Raw genomic sequence first — 12,791 nt, 5'->3', positions numbered from 1 at the left:
TGGCTGAACCATAAGGAACTGATCAAGGGCGATGATCACTGAGACATGGTTGATCGCTGCTTTGCGGCGCCGTGACGCGCATTGCAGTGATGTGGCGCTTTTGCTCGCAAGCCAGACTGTCAGTGTTTGCGGTAGATGCCCCGAAAGGTCACGCCGTCGGCAAAAAAGCAGGAGCCTGTCTGCGACACGCGCCAGGTCTTTGCATTGAGGCCATTGAGGCCGATTCTGCACTTATCTCTGGAAAGCTCGGCATGTTCCTTCGTCAGTGGAACGGCGCCGGTTATGCTATCCGAATTGATGTCACCGGCATCGGCGTCCGGGCCAAAGTACATCGAGTCGAGACCAACTGCGACGAGGCCATCGACCGGGCCGAAGATCGAAAGGCGGCTCTTGTTACCGTCGGTGCGTTTCGAGGTAAAATGCGTCGAGGCGCTTGCCACGCCCTTGGCATACAAGAGAAAGCCGACCTGGTCCTCATCGGCCAGACGGATACAGCTGGCATCGCCGCAGGACTGTACCTTCGCAATCCAGCGCTGTTGCTTCTCGCGGATCTTGTCTGCATCGTCGCGCTTCAGGGCAGAGGCATACAGAGCCCCCATCATCTTGTCCTGTGCGAGGAGCGCTTTGTCCTGACAAATCACGTGGTCGCTTGCCGAAACAGGCTTGGCACAATCGGTACCGGCGGCTTCGACAGGCGGCGCTATTCCGCCGATGATGATCATTGCCAGGGCGGATAGCGAAACCCTCATGGGATAACTCCATTCTTCCGATGCTCCAGCTAACTATGCTTGGGAGAGGTTTCGTCAAGGTCATCTCGCTGCTGCGACAAATCCGGCAAATACCGCTGTAATCATTCGCAAGTCGCACTTTGAAATTGGAATCCGCCCGGCTACAGTCACAAATCAGATAATATGCATTATGGAACTCATCTTAGGTCTCCCATACCCGTTGCCGCATACATCGTCTTCGTTTGGCAAGCCATCGCGGATCAACTCCCTAGCATCAAAGATGGTTGCCGTATCGACGAAGATTTACTGGCAGCCACCTCGTCAGCTCTCTTCGCGTTGCGGCCGATCTGGACCAGCACATCGAGGATGAAACCATCATGATCCACGGCGCACCACGGCCAAGCCGACCGGATGAACGACGGCTGATGTCATTTACGCATGTTGTTCACGCGGCCGGCTCGCATCGGGATCGGCGCGCGCTCCGCTTGTTCCGTGGAAGCCTTTCGAACGGCCTTTTTCAGGATCAGCGGCAGGATGCCACCGGCTCGGAGAACTCGACCTCGGCATTGGTCTCTATCGCCGCCGTTGCGACAAGAATCGTCTGCTGTCCATCTTTACGCTTCACGACAACCCATATCTCGCAACGGGGATCGACGCGAGCCGGATCCGTGGCGATTTCGATAACGTCGCCCGATCCAAGCGCGAGCTCGTCTGGACCGAGGCCATCCGGCAGCCGCAGCGGCAGGATGCCCATACCGATCAGATTCCACCTGTGTATCCGCTCGAAATTCAGGGCGAGAACCGCCCTCACCCCGAGCAAGGCAACTCCCTTCGCAGCCCAATCGCGCGACCGGCAACGATGAACAAGCCAACTGCCGTTGACTTGATTATTCGTTGCCGTCTTTGGCCTTTCAAAGGAAGCCGACAGAAATCCAGGGGATGAATATAATGAGCAGCAATGCCGCGAAGAGCGCTAGAAGGTGTGGCCAAACCTTGCCGATGACATCGTCCGGTGACACGCGGCCGATCGCGCAGGCGAGGTAGAACCCAACCCCGAACGGCGGCGAAAACAGCCCGAAACCCATCGCGAATACGGCAACGATCGCGTAGTGCACTTCATCGATCCCAAGCAGCTTTGCTATCGGAAAGAGAAGTGGCCCGAAGAGGACGATGGCCGGCACACCCTCGAGAACGCTTCCCAGCACGATGAAGCTCAGGGCTGATATCAGCAGGAAACTGATCCTTCCGCCCGGAACCCCCTGCATCAACTCGACAAGATATTGTGAAAATCCGGATTGCGTCAGCGCCCAGCCCATCGCGGTCGCGGCACCGACGACGAGCAAGATGGAGCCAGACAGCGAGGCCGCATCGACCAGCATGGGATAGAGCTTTCGCCATTCCATCCGCCGGTAAAAGAGCACGCCGACGATGAGCGAGTAGATGATGCCGATCGTCGCGACCTCGGTCGCTGTCGCCACGCCCTCGACGACGGCTGTTCGGATCACGATCGGCAGGCCAAGACCCGGGATCGCAACCAGGAAAAGCTTCAGCTTCAATCCGTTACCGACCTTACGGGCGTGGCTCATATCCTCGTTCCGCGTCTGGATGAAGACGACGACGCAGAGGGCCAGCAAGCCGACGAATGCCGGAAGGAGGCCGGCGGTAAAGAGCGCGGCGATCGAAACCCCGGTAACCGAACCAACCGTGATCAGCACGATCGACGGCGGAATAGTCTCGGACATGACCGCCGAAGCCGACAATAGCGAAACCAGATCGCTCTCGCGGTTGCCGCGCTTTTTCATTTCCGGAAACAATGCCGGTGCGACGGCGGCCATGTCGGCCGCCTTGGCGCCGGAAATCCCCGAAACGAGATAGACCGCAGCGAGCAGCACATATTGCAAGCCGCCGCGCAGATGACCAATCAGGGAAACCAGGAATGCAATCATGGCCTGCGCCAAACCGGCCATTTCGATGACGGCGCCCAGGAAGACGAACATGGGCACGGCAAGGAGAATGATCGGCGACATGCCTTCGCTCATTCGGCCAGGAACGATGGAGATCGGCACCCAGCTCGCGAAATTGAGATAGGCCGCTGTGGCCAGAACGAAAGCAAAGGCGATCGGCACGCCGAGAACGATGGCAAACAGCACGATCCCTAAAAAGAAGATCAGCAAACTGTAGTTGCCGATCTCGTCAAACCAGGGCATCGCCAGCTGAAGCACCCCGAACATGAGCGCGAGAAGGACGATGCTCGCGACCATATGAGCGGGCTTGCTCGATCGTATCATCTTGTCGACGGCTGTGATCAACATAAGGACGATGCCGACCAACATGGCGGCCTCGCGCCACGCTTCGCTGATCTGAAGTACCGGCGTCACGCTGATGATGCGTTCCTCGACATGTTGCCATGCCGGCAACACCATTGCCAGCAGGAGCACAGAAACGATCATCATCGCCAAGGCATTCGCACGCTCCTGCCATGTGGGAGAAAACTTGCGGACGAAGGCGGTCAACCGCATGTGCTGACCGCGTCGCAACGCGACGACGGACCCCAGCATCGACAACCAGACGAAAAGAATTGTGGCGACTTCATCGGACCAGACAAGTGGACTGTGAAGTGCATATCTCGCGGTGGTCGCCCAACCGAGCAGGATGATTTCCGCCAGCACAAGTGCGGCAGCGATCGCTTCGACGGCTTGCCCGAGAAGACTGTCGAAACGCTGAAACGCTCCGCCTTGAGAAACGGGCTCCGCTTTAGCAATCGCCTCCATAATCCACCTCCCCATCATTCGCCTGTCCGCGCGACGCGGCTTACCTGTCAAAATCGGAATGGCATGCCGAAGGATGCCATCAAGTTACCGGCAACAAGGCGCACGCGTCGTCGAAACGCGTGCGCGCTAGTCTTTTCGGCTCAAAGCGTACCGACGTCCTTTTCCAGAAGGCCCCAGGCCTCTGCCCCGAAGCTCTCCTTCCATTTGGAGTAGAACCCGGCCTTCGAGAGCGCGTCCCGGAACGGGGCCGTTTCGACCGTGTTGAACTGGACGCCGGCGGCCTTGATGTCGTTGATAGCTTTTTCGTTCAAAGCCTTCACGTCGGCGCGCTCGTTGACCGCAGCAGTCGTCAATTCCTCCAGAACGATCTTGCGCGCATCCGCGGGGATCGCTTCCCACCGGCGGTTGTTGCAGAAAATGTGATGGCCGTCCCAGATATGGCCGGTCAGCGAGACATATTTCTGCACTTCATACAGCTTCGAACTCTCGATCAGAGCCAGCGGATTTTCTTGCCCGTCAACGACATGGGTTTGCAGCGCCGCGTAGAGTTCGCCAAAGTTCAGCGGCGTGGGAGCGGCACCGAGCGTCTGGAAGAGCGTGACCCAAAGCTGGTTGCCCGGAACGCGAATCTTCAGCCCCTTCAAGTCTTGCGGCGCGACGATCGGTTTGCTGCCGGTCGTGATGTTGCGGTAGCCGTTGTCGAGCATCTTCGGGAAAACAAAAAGGCCGGCGCCCAGAAACGCCTTCCGAACGTAATCACCCAGCTCCCCATCCATTGCTTTCCAGACATGGTCGTAGGTCGGGAAAGCGAAGGCGACCGCATTGATGCTGGCGACCGGAACGACGGTTTGGTTGACACCGGACGTCGACATGAGATCGAGAGCGCCGCCGCGGACCTGAGTGAACATATCCGACTCGCCGCCGAGTTGGCTGTTCGGATAAACCTGAAGATCAATCAGGCCGTCCGATCGCGCTCCAATCGTCTTAGCCGCCTCGGTGATCCGAATGACGCCCGGATGACCAGCCGGAAACGCCGTGCCGTAGCGCAGCCTGATTTTCGCCGCCGCGCGCGAAAGACCTGGAGTGCAAAGGAGACCGGCGGCAGCGCCAACCGTTAGCGCCCCAAACGTTCTGCGAGATATGTTCATGGTTTCCTCCCTTGGAATTTGCAATCATATTCAGAATGAAGACGTCGTTTGTTCAGTGCCAAAAAGGGCCACCGGGTGCAGGATTTAAGACTACGGTCGGCGCGCTTCTCTCCCGCCAGAATCCCGAGAAGGCCGGGTACCGCTTGCGACAGAGCATCGAAGATTTCCAGCACACACATAAGATAGGCTGCCCGCAGCCTTCTCTCCTGACCTCCCCTGAAGCAGTATTCTCGCCACCCAAGACCGATCGGTTCTCCGGCAGGCTCCATGGCCAGTTTGTAATGCTACCATGGTACTATGTCAACGATTGACATGCAAAGATGCTGCGTCCCCTGGGCTTCAGCTTTCTATAAGGTCTCGCCGCTGCTCGCTCAGGTTTCTGGCGGTGCGGAGCACTTCGCGCAAATGTGCCGCCATATCGCTTCCCGCCTTCTCGACATCCCCCGCTTCGATCGCATCGACAATGGAGCGGTGCTGCGTTAGCAAGATGCGAAGATGGCCAAGATCAGGAAGGCTCAGATAGCGAACCCGATCCATTTGCAGCTTGACGGCCTGGATCACACGCCAGCTTTTCGACAGGCCCGCCTCCTCGCAAAAACTTCTGTGGAAGGCTTCGTCGAGATCCAGGAAGAGATCCAAAGCCTCTGTATTGACGGCTTTTTCCTGGTCGTAAAGATTACTTTTGATTTCCGTCAGAAACCGCCTGGAACAGCCGCCGGCGAGACGCCTGCTGACTGCAACTTCCAGAGATTCTCGAATGAATTGAGCCTCTTCGACGTCGCGCAAGCGGATTGGGGCAACAAAGCTGCCCCTTTGCGGCAGGATGTCGATCAGTCCTTCGTCCGCCAATCGAATGAGCGCTTCGCGAACGGGTGTCCGGCTGACGCCGAGCTGCAAGGAAAGCTCCTTTTCGCTCAGCGCCTCGGAGGGCAGCATCGAGAGCGTGGTAATGGCGCGTCTTAGCCGCTCATAGACCTGGACCGCGATCGGCTGGCGGGGATTGATCGGCTCCAGCGACGGCTGCGCGGAAATTTGACGCAAGTCTTCGGCACCCGCCTGGTTCGTTCGTCTCGCCGCCATATTGCTCCGACCTCCGTTGCATCCGTTATAGTCGCATCGCACATAATTCGCCAATAATCCACAACGCACATTGACACTCTACCATGGTAGTATGTATTTCAAAATTAAATATGGCGGAGGAGCTGCAGCCTTTGTGAGTGCCGGTGTCGGCATGAGGTGATCCAGGGGATGGCAACGGGAAAATCGGATAGCTCTTCGGCAACCGTTTCAGCCGCCGGGCCAGCAGACCAATAAGGGGAAGACAGCATGAGACATATTTGGCGCTGGTTCGGACCGGTCGACAGGGTGAGCGTGCGTGACGCGGCTCAGACTGGCGCCCAAGGCATCGTCAGCGCCCTGCATCATGTACCGACAGGCACTGCATGGACTGCCGGCGAAATTCTCAAGCGGCAGAACGAGGTTCGCGCCGGCGGTCTCGAATGGGAACTCGTGGAAAGCATTCCGGTTTCCGAAGACATCAAGACCATGACCGGCGACTGGAAGACCCATATTGAAGCATGGAAGGAAAGCCTGCGACAGCTCGCAAAGGCCGGAATTTTCACGGTGTGCTACAATTTCATGCCGGTGCTCGACTGGACACGGACGGACCTGCGCTGGGAGACGGCCGGAGGCGCGCGCGCCATGCGCTTCGACCTCGTCGACTTTGTCGCCTTCGATATTCACATTCTTCAGCGGCCAGCTGCGGCACAGGGCTATCCTGAGGCGCTGATCGAGGCTGCCAGGAGCCGATTTGCCGAAATGTCGCAGGAGAAGATCGCAAGATTATCGAGCAACATCGGCGCCGGGCTACCGGGTTCGGCGGACGGCTACAGCATCGCGGAGTTGCGCGCCGCTCTTTCGCGCTATGACGGTATCAGCGCCGACATACTGCGCGGCAACCTCATCGATTTTCTTTCCGAGGTCGTACCGGTCGCAGAAGAACTCGATATGCGCCTTTGCGCCCACGGAGACGATCCGCCATGGCCGCTGCTCGGTCTGCCGCGCATCCTTTCGACCGAACAGGACTATATCAAGGTGCTCGACGCAGTCGACCGCAACGCAAATGGCGTCACCTTCTGCACGGGATCGCTGGGCGCCCGACCGGACAATGATCTGCCGGCCATGGTGAAGCGCCTCGCGCCACGAATTCATTTTGCCCATCTGCGCAATGTCACCCGCGAAACCCAGGGCTTTCCTTGCTCGTTCTTCGAGGATCAGCACCTTGACGGTAACACCGACATGGTTGCAGTCATCGCCGCACTGCTGGCCGAGGAGCGCCGCCGCAAGTCGATAGGTCGCGAAGATCACCAGATCTTCATGCGTCCGGACCACGGGCAGGAAATCCTGGATGATCTGACGCGCGGCGCCCAACCGGGTTATCCAGCCATCGGACGGCTTAAAGGTCTTGCCGAGTTACGCGGCATCGAGCAGACACTGATGCATCCCTCTTACGGAATGATGTGAGCAATGAACCGTCTCGACAAGGACACTCCGTTTTCAAGTGATGTCGAACGCCCCTCCTTCGATCCCGCGGCACTCAAGATCGGTATCGTCCATCTCGGACTGGGCGCCTTCCATCGGGCTCATCAAGCAGTCTACACCGATCTAGCTCTCGGTGCTGGTTCGCTTGACTGGGGCATTGCCGGCGCGAGCTTGCGTTCCTTGGACATCGTCGCCGACCTCAAAGAACAGGACTATCGCTACAGTGTGGTGACACGCGGAGCGACCGGCGACCAGGCCCGTATCGTCGGCTCGATCATCGATGCTATCGCCGCGAGCGAAGAGCGCGGGCGACTGCTCGGCCGCCTGACGGACAACGACACGAAGATCGTGACGCTGACCGTGAGCGAAAAGGCCTACGGGATCGATCCCGTTTCCGGCGGAATCGATCTTTCTCATCCGGCCATCGCCCATGACATCGCTCACCCGGAAGAGCCGGTCGGCGTGATCGGCATTCTCGTTGAAACGCTCGCGCGACGCATGCAGCTTGGCCGCAATCCGTTGACGGTGCTCTGCTGCGACAACCTTCCGGGCAATGGCCATATCGTCCAGCGCCTGGTCATCGAGATGGCGGATCGGCGAGATCCGCAGCTGCCACGCTGGATCGCGCGGGAAGTCCGTTTCCCTTCCAGCATGGTCGACCGCATCGTACCGGCCGCCACCGACCAGACGCGGGCGCTTGCAGCTTCCCTCATCGGGGCCAAGGATCGCCTGGCGCTCGAAACAGAGCCATTTTCCCAATGGGTGATCGAGGATAATTTTTCAGCCGGCCGTCCGGCCTGGGAGATTGGCGGTGCGATCTTCGTCCGAAATGTCGAAGCCTATGAAAAAATGAAGCTGCGGCTTTTGAACGGCTCCCACTCGCTGATCGCCTATCTTGGCCAGCTTAAGGGTCTGGATTACGTTCGCGATGTGATGAGGGTGCCTGCTCACGCCGAACGGGTGCACCAACACATGCAAGCGGTTCTGCCGACGCTGGACCCTGTGCCGGAAATAGATCTTACAGCCTATTGCGAACAGCTCCTTGCCCGGTTCTCAAATCCCGCAATCGCACACCGAACCGCGCAGATCGCGATGGATGGCAGCCAGAAGATGGCTCAGCGCATCTTCGCGCCAGCTTTGGAGCGACTTGCAGCCGGCGGCGATGCTGCGGATTTCGCAGACGTCGTTGCTCTATGGCTTGCCTATGTGATCACGACCAGCCACCTCGATGATCCGCGGGCCGCGGAGTTGAAGGCGGCCGCCGCCCTCTCTGCATCAGCTCATTCATCCGCACCCTTCTTCGACATCACCGGCCTTTTCCCGGCGACCCTACGAGACAATACGGCATGGCGAGCATTCGTCACAGCCCGACTTCAGACCTTGCGCAATGCCTGAAACGATGCGCGTACCCAAAATTGCAAGGGGATAAGATCATGGTGACGATTTCCGTTCGCGAACCGTACAAACTTGTTGTCGATGACAGGGACGCGCCGAAACCGGGACCTGGCGACGTTGCTATCCGCGTAAAGCGTGCCGGCATCTGCGGATCCGACATGCACATCCTCCATGGTTCCAATCCTTTCGCCGTCTATCCCAGGGTGATCGGCCACGAGTTCTCCGGTGTCGTCGAGGCGCTGGGCGCCGGCGTTTCCTCGCTTGCCATCGGCGATCATGTCGTCGCCGATCCGGTGATTTCCTGCGGCACCTGCTATCCGTGCCGGGTCGGACGCTCCAACGTCTGCTCGAAGCTCCAGGTAATCGGCGTTCACCGGGACGGCGGCTTCCGCTCTGTGGCGGTCGTTCCAGAAGCCAATGCCATCAAAGTCTCACCGTCGCTCGGGCTCGACGTGGCGGCACTGGCCGAGCCGCTTGCCGTTGCCGCAAATGTGCTTTGGCGAACCGAATGCACGAATGAGGATGTCGTGCTCATCTATGGTGCCGGAACGGTGGGCATCACCGTTCTCCAGGTCGCGAAAATGCGCGGCGCGCGCTGCATCGTCTCGGACATCGATGCAGACCGGCTCAAGCGCGCGAAAGAGTTCGGCGCGGATGTCGTCGTCAATTCAAGGCAACAATCCGTAGCGGAAATTGTGGCATCCGAACTCGATGGCCTCGGCCCTTCTGTTGTCATAGATGGCGCCGGTATTCCCAGCCTGCTCGAAGAAGCTTGCCGGGTTGCGGCTCCAGCCGGCCGCATCGGTTTGCTTGGATTTTCTCCCGCTCCCTGCAACGTCAGCCAGCAGGAAATCGTCCGCAAGGAACTCACGCTGGTCGGGTCGCGCCTCAACCGCCGATTCATTCCGGAGGTCGTGCGCTGGCTGGAAACCGGCGCCCTGCGACCCGAGGCGATGATCACACAGACCTTCGACGCCAGGGACGCGCGCGCCGCTTTTGATCTCGTGGAGCAGCATCCTGAACAAACGCTCAAGGTGCAACTCGTCTTTTGATAAAACTCACCCTGTCGATCGCTAACGCTCATCCTGTCAATGTTAGCGGACGAATAGAGATCGATAGGATGAGATCATATGATCCCTGGCCGCATCTGGGCCAACTCACAGCGTGAACTCAACGGATCGCCAATCCCTCGCTGTTGAAAAGGTGAACCGTTTGCAGATCGGGGCTTACCTTGATCGTTGAGCCTGCGGTCGCGGTTATCCGCTCCCGGAAGACGCAAGTGATGTTCTGTTTTCCCAGCCGACCGAGAACCATCGTCTCCGCGCCAGTCGGCTCTGTTACCGCTACCTCGATCGAGATGCCGTTTTCATCGAGGTGGAAGTGTTCCGGCCTGATGCCATAGATCTTAGCGGCGGAAGGTGCATTCGGGAGGGTGGGCAAGATAATCCCATCACTTGTTGTGAACCCGGCAGTCGTCATCTCGCCTTGAATGAAGTTCATCGATGGTGAACCGATGAATCCGGCTACGAACGTGTTGCAGGGCCGGTCGTAGAGCTCCAGCGGGTCGCCGACCTGTTCGATCGAGCCATCGCGCATCACCACGATCTTGTCGGCCATTGTCATCGCCTCAACTTGATCGTGGGTCACGTAGATCGTGGTGGTCTTCAACCGCTGGTGAAGCTCCTTGATCTCTGCGCGCATTTGGACTCGGAGCTTGGCGTCAAGATTCGAAAGCGGCTCGTCAAAAAGAAATACTTCCGGATCACGGACGATAGCACGCCCCATGGCAACGCGCTGCCGCTGTCCGCCGGAGAGCTGCTTCGGGAGCCTGTCAAGGAGAGCAGAAAGGCTGAGAATTTCGGCGGCGCGATCCACCTTTGCCTTGATTTCGTCCGAGGGCGTTCCTTTGAGTTTAAGGGCAAAGCCCATGTTCTGCGCAACGGTCATGTGGGGATAGAGCGCATAACTCTGAAACACCATGGCGATGTCGCGGTCCTTTGGCGGGAGATCGTTGACGACACGACCACCGATGTCGATTTCTCCGAAAGAAATCTGCTCGAGGCCGGCGATCATCCGCAAGAGCGTGGATTTCCCACAGCCGGACGGCCCGACAAGCACGACGAACTGCCCGTCATCGATATCAACCGAGACGCCCTTCAGGACATTGAGCGCTCCGAAGGTCTTCCCCGCCTGCCTGATCTGTACGCGCGTCATGCCTTCCTCCTCTAAAGTTTGCAATCTTTGACACTCTCGCAAACACACGAGATGTGTCCCCGGCCGTCGTCGGGCCACCATCGGTAATGCTTGAAGATCGTGTCTCGGGTCAGCCCTTGACCGCACCCATGGTCATTACATTCGTTATCTGTTTATGGAGCATGAGCACGAGCAACAGTGGTGGCGCCAGGTAGACGGACGCCATGGCCATGACACCGCCCCACGCCACGCCATCTTCGTTGCTCATCGCGATGGAAATGATCACCGGCGCTGTGCGCGCATCGTTGGATGTGAATACCAGCGGGAAGAGATACTCGTTCCAGGCACCGATCGCCACGACGAGGGACACAGCGGCAATCGCCGGTCTCAGCAAGGGCAGCGTAATTCGAACAAAGGCACCGACACGTGAGCAGCCGTCGATCATGGCCGCCTCCTCGAGTTCGATTGGAATATCGTCGACGAAAGTCTTGATCAGAAGTGTCGCCATGCTAACGGCGAACGCCGCACCGCAAAGGACCAGCGGGGTTATTGTGTCGAGCCAACCCAACTCGTTGAAGACGGGATATAGCGGGATAACGACGATGATCGACGGAAACATCCGAACGAAGATCATGAGAAATGCGGGTAGCTTCAGCCATGGTTGACGCAGCCGCGAGAACACGAATGCGGAAGCGATCGCCATAGCGAGCGTCAGAACTGTCGTCAGAGCGGTTACGATTAAGCTGTTGAACAGACTCTGCCAGAAACGCGGAAACAGGTTGGCGATGTTCTGGTAGTTGCTGACAGTCGGCTCCGACACCAGTGTCGGCGGATAAGACCAGATCAGTTCCCCAGGCTTGAACGAACTGCTGATCATAAAGACGATCGGGAAGAACGCCCAGACAACTGCGATGCAAAGGAGTACGAAGATCAGGATTCGGCCGGTCAGATTTCCGTTCATTGCTCAAGCCTTTGCCTTCGGGAACATGTCGCGATACGCGCGCCAGATGATCAGCGCCGCCATGGCCATCGTCAGGGCAAGCATCACCCAGCCGACTGCAGCACCCATCCCGAAACGGAATGTCCCAAAAGCGGTGCGATATAAGTAGTGGGATAGAAGCGAGGTGGAGGTGCCCGGTCCGCCGCCAGTCATCGTCTGGATGGTGTCGAACTCACGCACGGCGAAGATGGTTTCGAACAGCGCCATGATGGAGAGCGCCGGCATGATGAAGGGGAGCTTGACGTACCAGAAGACTTGGAAAGCATTGGCGCCATCCATGCGAGCCGCTTCCTTGACCTCACCGGGTATGCCGCGCAATGCCGCAAAAAGGATGATTGCGATGAACGGAAAGCCTCGCCAGACCGCCACGATGACGACCGCGATCATAGAGGTCAGCGGAGTGGACATCCATGGGACCGTAGGTAGTCCCAAGGACGAGATAACGTAATTGATCAAGCCGTAAGAGGGATCGAGCAAATTCTTCCAAATGACGACCCCGACCACCGGGCTGATCGCGAATGGCGCAATCAGAAGAGCCATCCAAATCCGGCGATATGGGAGCTCATTGTCGAGGAGCAGTGCGATGCCGAGCGCAACGATCAGCTGCAAGCTGACAACGCCTACGACATATGCGACGTTGCGCAGGAGGATTGTATAGAACACCGAGCTATTGAACAGCGTCGAGAAATTCTTCCAGCCGACGAACTTCGTCGGTATTCCAGGTGAATAGTCTGAGAACGCGGTCGCAAGCAACGCGATCGCGGGGATTCCGATAAACAACAGCAGCAACAGAATGGGCACTGCCACCACTCCGATGGCGATGTAGTCCTCCGCATTCCTGTTTCTTCTGCGCCGACGCCCGTCAGGCGCAGCGGTGATGCTGGTGGTGGCCATGCTAGTCATCCGATTTAAAGGTACGGCAGTGAAAACGTATCTTCCTGCGTGGGCGCAAGCGCCGACTTTGACGCGCGACTTTAAGATCGTTGGGCTCGGAGCTTCCCTCGGAGCGGCCCCG

10 protein-coding genes and 1 pseudogene are annotated in these 12,791 nt (G+C 58.3%); 3 read left to right on the top strand and 8 right to left on the bottom strand.

Features of this window, described 5'->3' with window-relative positions:
- Positions 1-119: 119 nt before the first annotated feature.
- From GA0061103_RS18255 to GA0061103_RS18230, 5 genes and pseudogenes are all read right to left on the bottom strand, one after another.
- A complete protein-coding gene (locus tag GA0061103_RS18255) occupies positions 120-749 on the bottom strand; it encodes a lysozyme inhibitor LprI family protein (RefSeq protein WP_092713553.1) in 630 nt (209 codons plus the stop codon).
- A 407-nt stretch (positions 750-1,156) separates the two neighbouring features.
- A pseudogene (locus tag GA0061103_RS18250) lies at positions 1,157-1,578 on the bottom strand (aconitate hydratase AcnA); the annotation flags it as partial.
- Positions 1,579-1,639: 61 nt separating this feature from the next.
- The gene (locus tag GA0061103_RS18245) at positions 1,640-3,499 is read right to left on the bottom strand and encodes a TRAP transporter large permease (protein WP_092713551.1); all 1,860 of its coding nucleotides are present in this window, start codon (positions 3,497-3,499) and stop codon (positions 1,640-1,642) included.
- A 140-nt stretch (positions 3,500-3,639) separates the two neighbouring features.
- A complete protein-coding gene (locus GA0061103_RS18240) occupies positions 3,640-4,647 on the bottom strand; it encodes a TRAP transporter substrate-binding protein (protein WP_092713549.1) in 1,008 nt (335 codons plus the stop codon).
- Positions 4,648-4,986: 339 nt separating this feature from the next.
- The gene (locus GA0061103_RS18230; RefSeq protein ID WP_092713545.1) at positions 4,987-5,727 is read right to left on the bottom strand and encodes a GntR family transcriptional regulator; all 741 of its coding nucleotides are present in this window, start codon (positions 5,725-5,727) and stop codon (positions 4,987-4,989) included.
- Between the two features lie 246 nt (positions 5,728-5,973).
- Between GA0061103_RS18230 and uxuA the strand changes: the two genes are divergently transcribed.
- The 3 genes from uxuA to GA0061103_RS18215 are packed head-to-tail and all read left to right on the top strand — an operon-like array spanning position 5,974 to position 9,635.
- Positions 5,974-7,170, top strand: a complete 1,197-nt coding sequence (gene uxuA, locus GA0061103_RS18225; protein WP_092713543.1) for a mannonate dehydratase — start codon at positions 5,974-5,976, stop codon at positions 7,168-7,170.
- A gap of 3 nt (positions 7,171-7,173) precedes the next feature.
- On the top strand, positions 7,174-8,583 hold the full coding sequence (locus tag GA0061103_RS18220; RefSeq protein WP_092713541.1) for a mannitol dehydrogenase family protein: 1,410 nt from the start codon (positions 7,174-7,176) through the stop codon (positions 8,581-8,583).
- 38 nt (positions 8,584-8,621) lie between these two features.
- Positions 8,622-9,635, top strand: a complete 1,014-nt coding sequence (locus GA0061103_RS18215) for a Zn-dependent oxidoreductase (protein ID WP_092713539.1) — start codon at positions 8,622-8,624, stop codon at positions 9,633-9,635.
- 118 nt (positions 9,636-9,753) lie between these two features.
- Here GA0061103_RS18215 and GA0061103_RS18210 read toward each other — a convergent pair whose 3' ends face one another.
- The 3 genes from GA0061103_RS18210 to GA0061103_RS18200 all read right to left on the bottom strand — a co-directional run bounded on the left by GA0061103_RS18210 (position 9,754) and on the right by GA0061103_RS18200 (position 12,670).
- On the bottom strand, positions 9,754-10,797 hold the full coding sequence (locus tag GA0061103_RS18210) for an ABC transporter ATP-binding protein (protein WP_092713537.1): 1,044 nt from the start codon (positions 10,795-10,797) through the stop codon (positions 9,754-9,756).
- 109 nt (positions 10,798-10,906) lie between these two features.
- Entirely contained in the window at positions 10,907-11,737 is an 831-nt protein-coding gene (locus GA0061103_RS18205) for a carbohydrate ABC transporter permease (protein WP_092713535.1), read from the bottom strand.
- Positions 11,738-11,740: 3 nt separating this feature from the next.
- Complete coding sequence (locus tag GA0061103_RS18200) at positions 11,741-12,670, bottom strand: carbohydrate ABC transporter permease (protein WP_167376606.1); 930 nt, start codon at positions 12,668-12,670, stop codon at positions 11,741-11,743.
- Between the last annotated feature and the right edge of the window lie 121 nt (positions 12,671-12,791).

It is taken from the genome of Martinezella multihospitum, from assembly GCF_900094585.1.
GTDB classification, from domain to species: domain Bacteria; phylum Pseudomonadota; class Alphaproteobacteria; order Rhizobiales; family Rhizobiaceae; genus Rhizobium; species Rhizobium multihospitium.
This window is presented reverse-complemented; position numbering and strand designations above follow the sequence as displayed.

Excerpts from the sequence above, each read along its gene's own strand:
- GA0061103_RS18210 (WP_092713537.1), bottom strand. The coding sequence starts at position 10,797 with ATGACGCGCGTACAGATCAGGCAGGCGGGGAAGACCTTCGGAGCGCTC.
- GA0061103_RS18205 (WP_092713535.1), bottom strand. The coding sequence starts at position 11,737 with ATGAACGGAAATCTGACCGGCCGAATCCTGATCTTCGTACTCCTTTGC.
- GA0061103_RS18255 (WP_092713553.1), bottom strand. The coding sequence starts at position 749 with ATGAGGGTTTCGCTATCCGCCCTGGCAATGATCATCATCGGCGGAATA.
- GA0061103_RS18245 (WP_092713551.1), bottom strand. The coding sequence starts at position 3,499 with ATGGAGGCGATTGCTAAAGCGGAGCCCGTTTCTCAAGGCGGAGCGTTT.
- GA0061103_RS18215 (WP_092713539.1), top strand. The coding sequence starts at position 8,622 with ATGGTGACGATTTCCGTTCGCGAACCGTACAAACTTGTTGTCGATGAC.
- GA0061103_RS18200 (WP_167376606.1), bottom strand. The coding sequence starts at position 12,670 with ATGGCCACCACCAGCATCACCGCTGCGCCTGACGGGCGTCGGCGCAGA.
- GA0061103_RS18230 (WP_092713545.1), bottom strand. The coding sequence starts at position 5,727 with ATGGCGGCGAGACGAACGAACCAGGCGGGTGCCGAAGACTTGCGTCAA.
- GA0061103_RS18220 (WP_092713541.1), top strand. The coding sequence starts at position 7,174 with ATGAACCGTCTCGACAAGGACACTCCGTTTTCAAGTGATGTCGAACGC.
- GA0061103_RS18240 (WP_092713549.1), bottom strand. The coding sequence starts at position 4,647 with ATGAACATATCTCGCAGAACGTTTGGGGCGCTAACGGTTGGCGCTGCC.
- uxuA (WP_092713543.1), top strand. The coding sequence starts at position 5,974 with ATGAGACATATTTGGCGCTGGTTCGGACCGGTCGACAGGGTGAGCGTG.